We start from the raw sequence: 14,139 nt of genomic DNA, 5'->3' as shown, positions 1-14,139 counted from the left end.
CCGGGAACGGGCAGGGGGCGCCCCGAAGGACGCCCCCACCCCGTCCGGCCCCGGCCGGCGTCAGTCGACCTCGGCCACCGCCTGCGCGAACTGCGCCGCGTACAGCCGCGCGTACGCGCCGCCCGAGGACAGCAGCTCCTCGTGCGTGCCCTGCTCCACGATCGAGCCGCTCTCCATCACCAGGATCACGTCCGCGTCCCGGATCGTGGAGAGCCGGTGCGCGATCACGAAGGACGTACGGCCGTGCGCCAGGCGCGCCATCGCCTTCTGGATCAGCACCTCGGTACGGGTGTCGACCGAGCTGGTCGCCTCGTCGAGGACCAGGATCACCGGATCCGAGAGGAACGCCCGCGCGATGGTGATCAGCTGCTTCTCGCCCGCGCTGACACCCGCGCCCTCGTCGTCCAGCACCGTGTCGTAGCCGTCCGGCAGGGTGCGGACGAAACGGTCCGCGTGCGCCGCCCGCGCGGCCTCCTCGATCTCGGCGCGCGTCACCTCGCGCGAGGCGCCGTAGGCGATGTTCTCCGCGATGGTGCCGCCGAACAGCCAGGTGTCCTGGAGGACCATGCCGATCCCGCCGCGCAGCTCCTCGCGGGTCATCTTCGCGATGTCCACGCCGTCGAGGGCGATCTCCCCGCCCGTGACCTCGTAGAACCGCATCAGCAGATTGACCAGCGTGGTCTTGCCGGCGCCCGTCGGGCCGACGATCGCGACCGTCTGCCCCGGCTGCACGTCCAGCGAGAGGTTCTCGATCAGCGGCTTGTCCGGCTCGTACCGGAAGGCCACCTTGTCGAGCGTGACCTGGCCGCGCAGCTCCTCGGGACGCTCCGCCACCGCCACGTCCGGCTCCTGCTCCTCGGCGTCCAGCAGCTCGTACACCCGCTCCGCCGAGGCGACACCGGACTGCACCAGGTTCGCCATCGACGCCACCTGGGTCAGCGGCATCGAGAACTGGCGCGAGTACTGGATGAAGGCCTGCACGTCACCGATCGACAGGGTGCCCGAGGCCACCCGCAGACCGCCGACCACCGCGATCAGCACGTAGTTGATGTTCGAGATGAAGAACATCACCGGCTGCATGATCCCGCTGACCAGCTGCGCCTTGAAGGAGGCCCGGAAGAGCGCCTCGTTCTGCTCGGCGAACAGCGCCGCCGACTCCTTCTGCCGCCCGAAGACCTTCACCAGCGTGTGGCCGGAGTACATCTCCTCGATGTGGGCGTTGAGCGCGCCCGTGGTCTTCCACTGCTCCACGAACTGCGGCTGGGACTTCTTGCCGATCTTCGCCGCGACGACGATCGAGACCGGTACGGTCACCAGCGCGACCAGCGCCAGCAGCGGCGAGATCCAGAACATCATCACCAGCACGCCGACGATCGTCAGCAGCGAGTTGATCAGCTGCCCCATCGTCTGCTGGATCGTCTGGCCGATGTTGTCGATGTCGTTCGTCGCCCGGCTCAGCACCTCGCCGCGCTTCTGCTGGTCGAAGTACGACAGCGGCAGCCGCGACAGCTTCGCCTGGAGCTCCTCGCGCATCCGGTACACGGTGCCGTTCATGACGTGGTTCGACAGCCTCGTCGCGACCAGCATCAGCAGGCCCGCCAGCGTGAACACCACCAGCGCCCAGAGCGCCACGACGCCGACGGCGCCGAAGTCGATGCCCTCGCCCGGGGTGAAGTCGGTGCCGGACAGCATGTCCGCCATCCCGCCCTCGCCCCTGGCCCGCAGCCCGTCCAGCGCCTGCTGCTTGGTCAGGCCCGCCGGCATCTGCCGTCCGACGATCCCCGCGAACACCAGGTCGGTGGCCTCGCCCAGGATCTTCGGGCCGACGACCGCGCAGCCCACGCTGCCGACCACGGCCGCGATCATGCCCCACAGCTTGGCGCGGTCCTGGGCCAGCTGTCCCAGCAGCCGCTTGCCCGATCCCTTGAAGTCCATGGACCGCTGGGCCGGCCCCGTCATCATCCGTCCTCCGGGCCCGCTCATGCGGCCTCCGCCTCCGTCAGCTGGGAGAGCACGATCTCCCGATAGGTCTCGTTGCCGGCCATCAGCTCGTGGTGGCGTCCCTCGCCCACGACCTGACCCTCGTCGAGCACGATGATCCGGTCGGCGTCACGGATCGTGGACACCCGCTGGGCCACGATCACCACCGTCGCGTCCTCGGTCTCGCGGGCGAGCGCCGCGCGCAGCGCCGCGTCCGTCGCGTAGTCCAGGGCGGAGAAGGAGTCGTCGAAGAGGTAGATCTCCGGCCGCTGCACGAGGGTGCGGGCGATCGCGAGGCGCTGGCGCTGGCCGCCGGAGACGTTCGTACCGCCCTGGGTGACGGGCGCGTCGAGTCCGCCCTCCAGCGCCGAGACGAACTCCTTGGCCTGCGCCACCTCCAGGGCGTGCCACAGCTCCTCGTCACTGGCGTCGGGGCGCCCGTAGCGGAGGTTGGAGGCGACGGTCCCGGAGAACAGGTACGGCTTCTGCGGGACCATGCCGACCGTCCTGGCCAGCAGCTCCGGGTCGAGCCGGCGCACGTCCTCCCCGTCGACCAGCACATGGCCGCCCGTCGCGTCGAACAGCCGGGGTACGAGGCCGAGCAGCGTGGACTTGCCGCTGCCGGTGGAGCCGATCACCGCGGTGGTCTCGCCGGGGCGGGCCACCAGGTCCACCCCGCGCAGCACCGGCGCCTCGGCGCCCGGGTAGCGGAAGTCGGCGCCGCGCAGCTCCAGCTGTCCGGTGCGCACGAGCTCGCGGACCGGGTCGGCGGGCGGGACCACGCTGGACTCGGTGTCCAGGACCTCCTGGATGCGCTCCGCGCAGACCTCGGCGCGCGGCACCATCATGAACATGAAGGTGGCCATCATCACGGACATGACGATCTGCATCAGGTAGGCGAGGAAGGCCGTCAGCTGGCCGATCTCCATGTCGCCGCTGTCGACGCGCATCGCGCCGAACCAGATGACGGCCACGCTGGAGATGTTCACGACCACGATGACGACGGGGAACATCAGCGCCAGCAGCTTGCCCGAGGCCAGTGAGACGGCGGTCAGTTCGGAGTTCGCCCCGCGGAAGCGTTCCTTCTCGTAGCCGTCGCGGACGAAGGCGCGGATCACCCGGTTGCCGGTGATCTGCTCGCGCAGCACCCGGTTGACGATGTCCAGGCGCTCCTGCATCAGCCGGAACAGCGGCCGCGTCCTGAACACGATCGCGCCGACCGCGAGGCCCAGCACCGGCACCACCGCGAGCAGCACGCCCGACAGCTTCACGTCGAGGGAGAGCGCCATGGCGATGCCGCCGACGCACATGATCGGCGCCGAGACCATCATCGTGAAGGTCATCAGCGTCAGCATCTGGACCTGCTGGACGTCGTTGGTCGTCCGGGTGATCAGGGAGGGGGCGCCGAACTGGCCGAGCTCCCTGGCGGAGAAGCTCTGCACCCGGTCGAAGACGGCGGCGCGGACGTCCCGGCCGAGCGCCGCGGCGGTGTGGGCGCCGTAGTAGACGGCGCCGACGTTGCAGACGAGCTGGACGAGCGAGACGCCGAGCATCAGGGCGCCGAAGCGCAGGATGTAGCCGGTGTCGCCGTTGACGACACCCTTGTCGATGATGTCCGCGTTGAGGGTGGGCAGGTAGAGGCTCGCACTGGTCTGCAGCAGTTGCAGCAGCACCAGCACGGCGATCGGTTTCCGGTACGGACGCAGGTACGTCCGCAGAAGTCGTATGAGCACGCGCAGGCTCCGGTCGGCATGATCGAGGGGGTTCAGTCCATCTTGTGCCAATCGGGGGGCCCGCTCCCACCGCTTTTCGCAAAGGCCGGTCAAAAGGAGTAGACCGCCGGACGGAAGCCCTGGACCCCGCCTCGCCGGAGCGCGCGGGCTAGAACGCGCCGGGGTGCAGCTGCTCCCGGGTCGTGACGTACTGCTGGCGCACCGCCTGCCACGCCGCGAACTCCTCGCCCGGCTCGAACACCTGCGCCGCTGGGGCGGACCACACCGGCGGGGTGTGCGGGGCCAGCGTGCCCTGCTGCACCCCGAGCGCCCACGCCGCCTGACGGGCCGCGCCCAGCGCCGCGTAGTCCGCCGGCGCCGGTACGACGACCTGCGTGCCGAACAGCCCGGGGGCGGCGGCCTGTACGGCGGGCAGCTCGGCCGCCGCGCCCAGCAGGAACACCCGGCGGATCGGCACCCCCCGGTGCCGCAGCACGTCCAGGGCGTCGACGAGCCCGCACAGCATGCCCTCGAACGCGGCCCGCGCCAGGTGCTCGGGCTTCATCGAGTCCCGGCGCAGCCCGGACAGGGTCCCGGCGGTGTGCGGCAGGTTCGGGGTCCGCTCACCCTCCAGGTACGGCAGGAGTACGAGGCCGTGCGCGCCCGGCGTCGACTTCAGCGCGAGCGCGCTCAGCCCCTCCAAGTCGGTGCCCAGCAGCTCGGCGGTGCCGCGCAGGGCCCGTACGGCGTTGGAGGTGTTCACCACCGGCAGGTGCATGCCGCCGGCGTCGGCGAGCGAGGTGACCAGGCCGCCCGGCTCCTGTACGGCCTCGTGGTGCACGGCCATCACCGAGCCGGAGGCGCCCAGCGAGACCACCGCGTCCCCCGGACCCAGGCCCAGCCCGAGCGCGGCGGCCATGGTCTCGCCGGTCCCGGCGGAGATCAGCAGCCCCTCGGGGGTCATCCCGGCGGCGTCGCAGGGGCCGAGCACCTCGGGCAGCAGCGCCTGGTGCCCGAGCGCCAGCTCGACCAGGTCGGGGCGCCAGGAACCGGTGGCCGCCGACCAGAACCCGGTCCCGGAGGCACCGGCCCGGTCGGTGGTGCGGCGGGCGGGGCGGCCGAGCAACTGCCAGACGAGCCAGTCGTGCGGGGACATCACCACCGCGACCCGGCGCGCGGCCTCGGGCTCGGTACGGGCCAGCCAGGCGAGCTTCGCGACCGGCTGGGCGGCGTGCGGGACGGAGCCCACGGCCGCGACCCAGGCCTCCCGGCCGCCGAGGGCCTCGATCAGGTCGGCCGCGGCGACCTGGCCGCGCTTGTCGTTGCCGACCAGGGCGGGCCGGACCAGGGCGCCCTGCGTGTCCAGCGGCAGCAGGCCGTGCTGCTGCCCGGAGACGCCGATGGCCTGGACGCCCTCCAGCAGCCCGCCGCCGGCGGCTTCGCCGAGGGAGAGCAGCCAGCCCTGTGGATCGGTCTCGTGGGGGACGGGTTCACCGGCCGGCTGCGGATGGGGCGCGTAGCCCTGGCGCAGCACGGCGCCCGTGTCCGCGTCACAGACGACGATGCGAGTGAAGGTGGAAGAGCTGTCCAGCCCGGCGACTATCCCCATGCGGAGAATTCTGCCGCACGCCGGGCCGGACTCGACCCGTCCGGAAGCCGGTCTCAGGTGTTGCTCGTGCCCCACTCGTCCTCGGCGCCGCTGCCGCCGCCCGCCCGCGCCCGCAGTCCGCGTACCCGGCCGGACAGGGAGGCGGGCACCGCGTCGCCCACCTTGTTGCTCACAGCGGCGAAGGCCTTGCCCGCGAACTGCCGTCCGGTCTGGCCGGCGGTCTCGGCGGCGTTGCGCACGGCGGGGTTCTGCGCGATCCGCCGCGCGGACTTCTTCATCTCCTCGTAGCGCTCGCGTCCTGCCCGCGTCCCGATGACGTAGCCGAGGGCCAGTCCGGCCACGAAAGCCACCTTGTACCGCATGCCTGCCACCCTTCGTCGTGTGGTGCCCGGCCTGCTGGCGATACCGATTGGCGGAGCACCCCCCTGCTTGCGCTAATCTATGACTCGCAACGGGCAGTCGCCCCCCGGCAAGGCCGGAGGTGGGCTGTTCGGTGCACCGCAGCAATCCCCTGTAGCTCAATTGGCAGAGCAGCCGACTGTTAATCGGCAGGTTACTGGTTCGAGTCCAGTCGGGGGAGCGCGGTCCCCTGTAGCTCAATTGGCAGAGCAGCCGACTGTTAATCGGCAGGTTACTGGTTCGAGTCCAGTCGGGGGAGCAGGAAAGAAGAGGGCCCGGGCGGGTCCTCTTTCTTTTTGTCCTGATCCGGGAACCGGGCAGCCTTCAGCGCGGTCTCTCTGAACAGGGCGAAGCCGATCATGCGAGGCATCCGAGGCAGGAGATCGTATGAGCGGCTATGCTGCGGCAGACGGCGCGCACACATGTACGCGCCACGCCGTAAAGGGGCGGTAGCTCAGCCGGTTAGAGCAGCGGACTCATAATCCGTCGGCCGTGGGTTCGAGTCCCACCCGCCCCACCGCGGGCCGCAGGTGAAGAATCGTTTTCACCTGCGGCTTCAGCGTTTTCTGGGGCGCTCCCGGGGAGCCCGCCGCACCGCGCCGCCCGCCCCGGAGGGCGGGCGGCGCGGGCGGTCAGAAGTTCTCCGTCTCCTCCACCAGGTGGCGCAGTACGTCCGTCAGGTTCTGGCGGCGTGCGAAGGCCGCGCGTTGGACGGCCGCGCCCGAGCCGTCGCGCAGGAGGCCGCCCAGGGTCTTCGCCGCGTGGTCGAGGTCGCCGGCGGCGGCCAGGGCCGGGGCGACGAGGTCCAGGAGGGCCTCCGCCAGGTCGGCCGCCGGGAGTTCGGCGCCCGTGTACGGGTCGAGACCGAAGCCCTCCAGGCCGTCGTGGGCCGCCCGCCAGCGCGCGAGGCGCAGTACGTCGTCCCGTACGGGCGGGTCGGGCCGCTGCTCCGCGATCTCGCGCAGGGCCGTGGCCACCAGGGCGCGGGCCAGCTCCGCCTGGAGGACGGCCGTGTCGATGTCCGGGGACATGTCGGGAGCCCGTATCTCGAGCGTGGGCCAGTTCCCCGACGGGCGGAGGTCCCAGTAGACCATCTTGGTGTCCAGGGCCGCCCCGGAGCCGAGCAGGGTCTGCACCGAGCGCCGGAAGTGGGCCGTGGACGTGAAGTGCGGGGGCGGCCCCGCGGAGGGCCAGCCCGACCAGGCCATCGCCCGCCAGCTGGCGTGGCCGGTGTCCCGGCCGCCCCAGAACGGCGAGTTGGCCGCCAGTGCGATCAGCGTGGGCAGCCAGGGCCGGACCCGGTTGGAGACGGCCACCGCCGTGTCCACGTCGAGGGTGCCGATGTGGATGTGGCGCCCGCAGCTGACCAGGGTGTCGGTCAGGGCGCCGAACCGGCGGTGCTGCTCGCGCTGGCGCGGCTCGTCGTCGGTCAGGTGCAGCGGCCCCTCCACGGCCACGACGGGTGAGGGCGCGGCCAGCAGCCGGCAGCCGTGCTCGCGCGCCGCCGCGGCCAGGGTGCGCCGCAGGGCGGCGAGCTCCTCGCGCAGGGTCACGGAGGAGTCGGCGACCGGGGTGGAGATCTCCACCTGGTACCGGGTGCCCTCGGCGTGCAGCTGCTGGGGCAGCCCGGCGGCGGTGGCGAGGACGAGCGGCGCGGCCGGGACCACCCGCAGGGTGTCGGCGTCGACGAGCAGGAACTCCTCCTCGACCCCGACCGTGAGCGGGGCGGTGACGCCGTTCATGGTGCGCAGGTCGCTGCCTGTGTGGCCGGTGTGGCTCGAGTGGCCGGTGTCACTGGTGCTCGTGGTGCTGTTGCCAGGTTCGATCACTACGCCTCCCTGGACATACGAGTCTTTTCATCATGAGCTGAACGGGAGGCGAGGAGGGTACGTCGATTCAGTCAAATGTCCGGTGATAGTGGCGAGTTACCGGCAAGCGGGCCGCCGCGCTGGGGCCGTGGGTCCGGGTGGGGCCGGCGTTGCGGGTGCGTGAACAGAGTTCCGCGGTCCAGGGCCCCTCCGGCAGGCGGCGGTTATCATCCGATGTGACTGGTACGACCACTCCTCCGAGCGCCCGGCGCCGCGTCTTCGCCGACCTGACGCCCCTGCGCACCTCCGCCGACTACCGGCGGCTGTGGGCGGGCGGCACCATCTCCTGGATGGGTCAGGCGATGACGGCCCTCGCCATCTCGCTCCAGGTCTACGAGATCACCGGCTCCAACTTCGCCGTCGGACTCGTCGGACTCTTCTCCCTGGTCCCGCTCGTCGCCTTCGGGCTTTACGGCGGCGCCATCGCCGACACCGTGGACCGGCGCAAGCTCGGCCTCCACAGCTCCGTCGGGCTCGCCGTCCTCTCCGTCGTCCTCGCCGCCGCCGCGCTGCTCGACTACCACCGGGTCTGGCTGCTCTACGCGGTCGTCGCGCTCCAGGCGGTCTGCGGGGCGCTGAACGGGCCCGCCCGGTCGGCCATGATCCCGCGCCTGCTGCCGCCCGAGCAGCTGCCCGCCGCCAACGCGCTGAACTCGGTCAGCATGACCTCCGGGATCACGGCCGGCCCGGTGCTCGGCGGGCTGATCGTCGGCTGGTGGGGCTACCAGGCGGCATACCTGATCGACGCGGTGACCTTCGCCGCCGCCCTCTACGCCATGTGGCGGCTGCCCTCGATGCTGCCGGAGGGGCGCCAGGGGCGGGCCTCCGTCCTGGACGGGCTGCGCTTCCTCGGCACCCGGCCCAACATCCGGATGACCTTCTTCTCCGACCTGGCCGCCATGGTGCTGGCCCAGCCGCGGGCGCTGTTCCCGGCCGTCGCCGTGCTCTGGTACGGAGGAGACGCGCGGACGGTCGGCCTGCTCGTCGCCGCGCCCGCCGTGGGGGCGCTGCTCGGCGGGCTGTTCTCCGGCTGGCAGGGGCGGATCCGGCGGCACGGGCTGGCGATCCTGCTCTCCGTCGCCTCGTGGGGGCTGGCCGTCGCCGTCTTCGGGCTGACCCGCAACCTCTGGGTCGGCCTGTTCTTCCTCGCCCTGGCCGGAGCGAGCGACACCGTCTCGATGGTGTTCCGCACCACCATGCTCCAGGCCGCGACCCCGGACGGGATGCGCGGCCGGCTCCAGGGCGTCTTCATCGTGGTCGTCGCGGGCGGGCCCCGGCTCGGGGACTTCCTCGCCGGGACCGCCGCCGACCTCACGTCACCGGCCGTCGCCATCACGGGCGGGGGGCTCGCCTGCGTCCTGGTGGTGGGGCTGCTGGCCGCGCGCTGGCGGGCCTTCGCCCGGTACGACGCCCGCACGCCGCAGGCGTAGGCACAGGCGCAGGCGCTGGTCGGCGGCATCTCCGGGCTCGCGCTCGACCGCGACGGCACGGTCGCCGCGATCTCCGACAAGTCGGCCCTGTACGAGCTGAAGGTGGCCCGCGGGGACACCCCGGCCGCCACGGCCACCGCGCGGCTGCCCCTGACGGACGGCGCGGGGAAGGCCGTCGACTCGGAGGGCGTCGTCGTCGACCGCGACGGCACCTACCTCGTCACCGACGAGACCACGCCCGCGATCCGCCGTTACAGCCGGACCGGCCAGGTCCTCGCCGCCCTCCCCGTCCCGCCCGCCTTCAAGCTCGCCCCCGAAGGCCGGGCCACCGTCAACCAGACCTTCGAATCGCTCACGCTGCTGCCCGGCGGCCACACCCTGGTCGCGGGCGTGGAAGGAGTGCTGGCCGGCGACGGCAAGGACACGCAGGGCCGCACCCTCCAGCGGATTCAGACCTGGGAGCGGCGCGCGAACGGCGAGTTCGTCCTCGGCAAGCAGTACGCCTACCCCGTCGACGCGGGCCACGGCCTCGTCGAGCTCGCCCCGACCCGCGACGGCCGGCTGATCGTGCTGGAGCGCGGCTTCACCCGCGAGTTCGCCATCACGGTCCGGCTCTACGTCGCCGACCCTCTCGGCGCCGACGACACCTCGAAGGTGGAGACGCTGACCGAGGGCCGGGGGCTGCGGCTCGCCCGCAAGACGCCCATCGGGGACCTCAACGACTGCCCGACGCTCGGCGCACCCTCGAAGTTGCCGCAGAACCACCCGCTCGTCGACAACGGGGAAGGGATGGTTGCCGTCGATCACGAGGGGCTCGAGCGGGTGCGGCTGCTGCTCGCCAGCGACGACAACGAGTTCCCGCAGCAGATCACCCGCCTGTACTCGGTCGACGTGAAGCTGCCGCGCCGGTCGCAGCACTAACCCTTGGGCTCCGGGGCGACCACGCCCCGCGCCACCCCCAGGGCCACCAGGTCCTGGGGGCGGATGCGCAGCTGGTCGGCGGTGGCGGGGGCCTCCTCGGCGGGGCGCTTGAGGATGGCCGCCGCCAGTTCCGGGGCGATGACGGAGAAGTAGCTGTCCGGGGTCACCCAGGTGTTCCCCGGCGCGGCCAGCGCGAGCGCCCCGCCCGAGCCGCCCTCGCCGATCAGCAGGGTCGTCACCGGGACCGTGGCCGCCGCGACCGCCGCGAAGGTGTCGGCGATGGACGCGCCCGCGCCGGCGTGCTCGGCGGCGGCGTCGTTGGCCGCGCCGGGGGTGTCCACCAGGGTGAGCACCGGGATCCCGAGCCGGTCGGCGAGACGGATCACGCGGGCGGCCGTGCGGTAGCCCGCCGGGCGGGTGGCGGTGCCGCACTGGGCCGCGTACGCCACCGCCCGGCCCTCGCGGAGCCCGAACCCGCACAGCATCCCCGGGTCGGCGGCGCCGGCCCGGTCCCCGCGCAGCGGGAGCCGCAGCGAGAAGTACGCCTCCAGGTACGCCTCCGCGCGCGGCCGGTCCGGGTGCCGGGCCTGCCGGACCGCGTCCCAGCCGCTCCGCGGAGCCGCTACGTCGGCCAGTGCGGCCGGGGGCTCGACGGCGGTACGGGCGCGGGGCGCGGCCAGCACCCGCAGCCAGTCCCCGAGCACACCCGGCAGCTCCGGGGCGGGGACGACGGCGTCGACGTGCCCGGCCGCGTACTGGCCCTCGGCGGTGTACGCCGCGGGATCGGCGTCGGCGGGCCGCACCCGGGACCCCGCGAAGCCGACCTGCGCCCCGGGCAGCGCCAGCACCACGTCGGCGCCCGCGCCGAGGGTGGCCCAGCCGCCGCCGGTCGTCGGATCGCGCAGCACCGCGATCTGCGGGAGCCCGGCGGCCCGGGTCAGCACGCACTGGCGGGCCACGCGCTGGAGCTGCGTCAGCGCGAGCATCCCCTCCTGCATCCGGGAACCGCCGGTGGCGATCAAGGACACCAGGGGCAGGCGGTGTTCGCGAGCATGGCTGTACGCGGCTTCGAGCCGGTCTCCGGTGCGTTCGCCGAGGGACCCGCCGAGGAAGCCGAACTCGAAGGAGATCACGGTGGCCGGGCGGCCACCGATGAGGGCGGTGCCGGTGACGACGGACTCCGCCTCACCGGTGCGGGCGGTGGCGCGGGCGCGGGAGGCGTCGTAGCCCGCCCAGCCGATGGGGCCGTCGTCCGGGGACTCCCTGCGGGGGGCGGGGAGTTCGGCGAAGCTGCCGGGGTCGGTGAGGGTTGCGATGGCCGCGCGGGCCGAGAGGCGGGTCGTCACGGCCTCACCCTAGGGTGTTACCCCGGGGTGCCGAACCCCTGCCGGGGGCCGGCCCCCGGGCTCCCGCGCCTCAAACGCCGGCGGGGCTGGATGAGGGCGGGCCTGGTTGTTCGGGTGCGGGTGCGTTGCCGGGGGCCAGCCCCCGGACCCCCGCTCCTCAAACGCCGGAGGGGCTGGATACCCCTGGGCTAGAGGGCTGATTCCCACGTCAGGGTCGTGCCGTGGGTGCCGGAGTCCGTGCGGCCGTCGTCGGAGACGGTGAGGCGGACCCGGGAGGCCGTCGCGTCGATCTCGACCTCGATCGCGGTGACCTCGCTCCGGCGGTGGGCCGCCGCCAGGGCGCCGCGCAGGGCCGCGAGCAGGTCGGCGGTGACCTGGTCCGGGAGCAGGGCGTCCACCGCGCCCGCGAAGTGCACCGACGGCTGGAAGCCCAGCAGCACCGCCGCGCCGCCCGTCTCGCGCAGGACCCGCCCGCGGAACGTCGTCGGGGCGTCCGTCGGCGGCTGCTGGAGGGCGAAGATGGCCGTGCGGACCTCCTGGATCGTGGAGTCCAGCTCGTCGACGGCCCGGCTCAGTTCCTCGCCCACGGTGTCGCCGGAGGGCGCGTTCGAGGAGCGGCGGCGGGTGGACTCCAGCATCATCTCCGTCGCGAACAGCCGCTGGACCACCAGGTCGTGCAGGTCGCGGGCGATGCGGTCGCGGTCCTCGTAGACGGCCAGCTGCTCCCGGTCGTGCTGCGCGTCCGCCAGGACGAGGGCCAGCGCGGCCTGCGAGGCGAACTGCGAGGCCAGCAGCCGGTCCACCGCGTCGTACGCGGGACCGCCCCGGGCGCGCGGCAGCGCCAGGGTGCCGATGAGCTGCCCGCCGCTCTGGAGGGGGAGCATCATGCTCGGGCCGAAGCGTTCCCGTACGTGCGTGGTCATCCGGGGGTCGGTCGCGGAGTCCTCTATGAAGACCGGCTCGCCGCCGAGGAGTTGCTCCAGGACGGGGGAGCCCGGCGCGATGGCCGTCCCGACCAGGTCCCCGGGGTCCCCGTGCGTGGAGGCGGCCACGATCTCCATGCCGCCCTCCGGGGTCGGCTGGAGGACGACCCCGGCCGCCGCGTCGGCCAGCAGCCGGGCCCGTTCGGCCACGCACATCAGGGCGTCGGCCGCCGGGCTCCCGGCCAGCAGGGTGGTCGTCACGGCGGCGGCGCCCTCGATCCAGCGCTCCCGGCGGCGCGCGGTCTCGTAGAGCCGGGCGTTGCCGATCGCTATCCCCGCCTGCGAGGCGAGGACGCGCACCAGGGCGAGGTCCTCCTCCGTGAAGTCGGCGCCGCCGCGCTTCTCGGTGAGGTAGAGGTTCCCGAACACCTCGGTGTGCACCCGGATCGGCACGCCCAGGAAGCTGCGCATCGGCGGGTGGCCGGGCGGGAAGCCCACCGAGCGGGGGTCCTGGGTGAGGTCGTCGAGCAGCAGCGGGCGCGGGTCGCCGATCAGCGCGCCGAGCACCCCGCTGCGCCCGTCCGGCAGCCGCCCGATCGCGGCCCGTTCGGCGTCGGTCAGCCCGGCGGTGAAGAGCTCCGTCAGCCGGACGCGCTCGGGGTCGACGACCCCGAGCGCTCCGTACCGCGCCGCGCACAGCTCGGCGGCGGACTCCACGATGTGCTGGAGGGTGGTCCGCAGCTCCAGGTCGGAGCCGACGCTGAGGACGGCCTCCAGCAGCACGGGCAGGCTCGACGGCTCGGCCGGCTCCGGAGCCGAAGGAGCCGAAGGGGCCGCCGGAGCCGGCGCGGACCGCGCGGGGTCCCGCCTCATTCGGCCAGCGGGTTGAGGACCATGGGGGCGATCTTCCCTTCGAGCATCGCGCCGAGACCCAGCACGGCGCACACGTCCGGCCGTTCCGCGATGGCCACGGGCATTCCGGTCGCGTCCCGCAGCATCTGGTCCAGCCCCGGCAGCAGTGCGCTGCCTCCCACCATCATGATCCCCCGGTCGGTGAGGTCCGCGACCAGGTCGGGCGGGCACTCGCGCAGGATCTTGCCGATGCCGTCGATGACGGCGGTCAGCGGGGTGTGGATCGCGTCCCGTACGGCGGCGGTGTTCACCTGGACGGAGCGGGCGAGGCCGGTGGCCACGTCCCGTCCGTGGATCAGGGTGGAGGCCGGGCCCTCGGCGGTGATGCCGTTGCCGTGCAGGGCCAGCTGGAGGGGGCGGACGGCCTGGCTGGGCAGCATCAGCTCGTGCGCGTGGCGCAGGTGCTGGACCACCGCGTGGTCGATGGCCTCGCCGCCGATCGGGATCCGCTCGGCGGTGACGATCGAGCCGAGGGAGAGCACCGCCACCTGGGTCGCCGCCGCCCCGCACACCATGATCATCGTCGCGGTCGGCTGCTCCACGGGCAGGCCGCAGCCGACGGCCGCCGCGATCAGGGTGTCGACCAGCTCGACGCGGCGGGCGCCGAGGCCGGCCAGGGTCTCCACCGTCGCGCGCTGGGCCAGCGGGTCGGCGTCGTGCGGGGTGCAGGCGGCGGCGCGCAGCCGGGGCTTGCGGCGCAGGGCGCGCCGCAGCTTCTCGCCGAGGAGGTGACGCAGCATCCGCTGGGCCATCTCGATGTCGACGACGGTGCCGCCGGAGACGGGGCGTACGACCCGGATGTAGTCGGGCGTGCGGCCGGTCATCCGTTCGGCGAAGGAGCCGACGGCGATGAGCGCGCCGGTGCGGGTGTTCACCGCGGCGACGCTGGGCTCGTCGACGACGAGCCCGGCTCCCTTGACGTACACGCGGGTCCTGGCGGCTCCCAGGTCGACGGCGACGTGGCAGCGGCGCAACTGCTCAAGACTGACGGTCACGGCAGATCCTCCCGAGAGCGCTGACGCAAGAAGACCGGCGGCTG

At 73.2% G+C, this 14,139-nt stretch carries 10 protein-coding genes and 3 tRNA genes; 5 read left to right on the top strand and 8 right to left on the bottom strand.

The annotated features are described in order from the left end of the window. Nucleotides 1-60: 60 nt before the first annotated feature. The 4 genes from OOK31_RS30040 to OOK31_RS30025 form a co-directional block, all read right to left on the bottom strand. Nucleotides 61-1,983 carry an ABC transporter ATP-binding protein gene (locus OOK31_RS30040; RefSeq protein ID WP_267090527.1) on the bottom strand — a complete coding sequence of 641 codons (1,923 nt, stop codon included), beginning with the start codon at nt 1,981-1,983 and terminating at the stop codon, nt 61-63. Then, nucleotides 1,980-3,713 (bottom strand): ABC transporter ATP-binding protein, encoded by a 1,734-nt coding sequence (locus tag OOK31_RS30035; RefSeq protein WP_267090526.1) that lies wholly within the window; start codon nt 3,711-3,713, stop codon nt 1,980-1,982. The genes OOK31_RS30040 and OOK31_RS30035 overlap by 4 nt, the downstream gene beginning before the upstream one ends. Before the next feature lie 148 nt (nt 3,714-3,861). Beyond that, nucleotides 3,862-5,301 (bottom strand): FGGY family carbohydrate kinase, encoded by a 1,440-nt coding sequence (locus OOK31_RS30030; protein WP_267090525.1) that lies wholly within the window; start codon nt 5,299-5,301, stop codon nt 3,862-3,864. Between the two features lie 53 nt (nt 5,302-5,354). Beyond that, the gene (locus OOK31_RS30025; protein WP_267090524.1) at nt 5,355-5,663 is read right to left on the bottom strand and encodes a YtxH domain-containing protein; all 309 of its coding nucleotides are present in this window, start codon (nt 5,661-5,663) and stop codon (nt 5,355-5,357) included. A gap of 145 nt (nt 5,664-5,808) precedes the next feature. Between OOK31_RS30025 and OOK31_RS30020 the strand changes: the two genes are divergently transcribed. The 3 genes from OOK31_RS30020 to OOK31_RS30010 all read left to right on the top strand — a co-directional run bounded on the left by OOK31_RS30020 (nt 5,809) and on the right by OOK31_RS30010 (nt 6,217). Continuing rightward, a tRNA-Asn gene (locus OOK31_RS30020) sits at nt 5,809-5,881 on the top strand. A gap of 5 nt (nt 5,882-5,886) precedes the next feature. Continuing rightward, nucleotides 5,887-5,959: transfer RNA gene (locus tag OOK31_RS30015), tRNA-Asn, on the top strand. A gap of 184 nt (nt 5,960-6,143) precedes the next feature. Continuing rightward, a tRNA-Ile gene (locus OOK31_RS30010) sits at nt 6,144-6,217 on the top strand. Nucleotides 6,218-6,332: 115 nt separating this feature from the next. Here OOK31_RS30010 and OOK31_RS30005 read toward each other — a convergent pair. Beyond that, nucleotides 6,333-7,529: a glutamate--cysteine ligase gene (locus OOK31_RS30005; protein ID WP_267090523.1), complete on the bottom strand. Its 1,197-nt coding sequence runs from the start codon at nt 7,527-7,529 to the stop codon at nt 6,333-6,335. A gap of 215 nt (nt 7,530-7,744) precedes the next feature. Here OOK31_RS30005 and OOK31_RS30000 point away from each other — a divergent pair, with 215 nt between their 5' ends. Beyond that, on the top strand, nt 7,745-8,998 hold the full coding sequence (locus OOK31_RS30000; RefSeq protein WP_267090522.1) for an MFS transporter: 1,254 nt from the start codon (nt 7,745-7,747) through the stop codon (nt 8,996-8,998). Nucleotides 8,999-9,013: 15 nt separating this feature from the next. After that, nucleotides 9,014-9,919: an esterase-like activity of phytase family protein gene (locus tag OOK31_RS29995; protein ID WP_323188276.1), complete on the top strand. Its 906-nt coding sequence runs from the start codon at nt 9,014-9,016 to the stop codon at nt 9,917-9,919. Here the strand turns inward: OOK31_RS29995 and OOK31_RS29990 are convergent. The 3 genes from OOK31_RS29990 to OOK31_RS29980 all read right to left on the bottom strand — a co-directional run bounded on the left by OOK31_RS29990 (nt 9,916) and on the right by OOK31_RS29980 (nt 14,095). Then, nucleotides 9,916-11,265: a carboxyl transferase domain-containing protein gene (locus tag OOK31_RS29990; RefSeq protein ID WP_267090521.1), complete on the bottom strand. Its 1,350-nt coding sequence runs from the start codon at nt 11,263-11,265 to the stop codon at nt 9,916-9,918. The two genes, OOK31_RS29995 and OOK31_RS29990, sit on opposite strands and share 4 nt — an antisense overlap. A 188-nt stretch (nt 11,266-11,453) precedes the next feature. Beyond that, nucleotides 11,454-13,061, bottom strand: coding sequence for a GAF domain-containing protein (locus OOK31_RS29985; RefSeq protein ID WP_267090520.1), 1,608 nt, complete (start codon nt 13,059-13,061; stop codon nt 11,454-11,456). After that, nucleotides 13,058-14,095 carry a rod shape-determining protein gene (locus OOK31_RS29980; protein WP_267090519.1) on the bottom strand — a complete coding sequence of 346 codons (1,038 nt, stop codon included), beginning with the start codon at nt 14,093-14,095 and terminating at the stop codon, nt 13,058-13,060. The genes OOK31_RS29985 and OOK31_RS29980 overlap by 4 nt, the downstream gene beginning before the upstream one ends. Between the last annotated feature and the right edge of the window lie 44 nt (nt 14,096-14,139).

The organism is Streptomyces sp. NBC_00249 (assembly GCF_026342355.1).
Classification (GTDB): domain Bacteria; phylum Actinomycetota; class Actinomycetes; order Streptomycetales; family Streptomycetaceae; genus Streptomyces.
The sequence above is the reverse complement of the archived record's forward strand: the minus strand, read 5'-3'. Positions and strand labels throughout refer to the sequence as shown.

Bases quoted from the DNA above. Each gene is read 5' to 3' on its own strand.
- OOK31_RS30030 (WP_267090525.1), bottom strand. From the start codon at position 5,301: ATGGGGATAGTCGCCGGGCTGGACAGCTCTTCCACCTTCACTCGCATC.
- OOK31_RS29985 (WP_267090520.1), bottom strand. From the start codon at position 13,061: ATGAGGCGGGACCCCGCGCGGTCCGCGCCGGCTCCGGCGGCCCCTTCG.
- OOK31_RS30040 (WP_267090527.1), bottom strand. From the start codon at position 1,983: ATGAGCGGGCCCGGAGGACGGATGATGACGGGGCCGGCCCAGCGGTCC.
- OOK31_RS30025 (WP_267090524.1), bottom strand. From the start codon at position 5,663: ATGCGGTACAAGGTGGCTTTCGTGGCCGGACTGGCCCTCGGCTACGTC.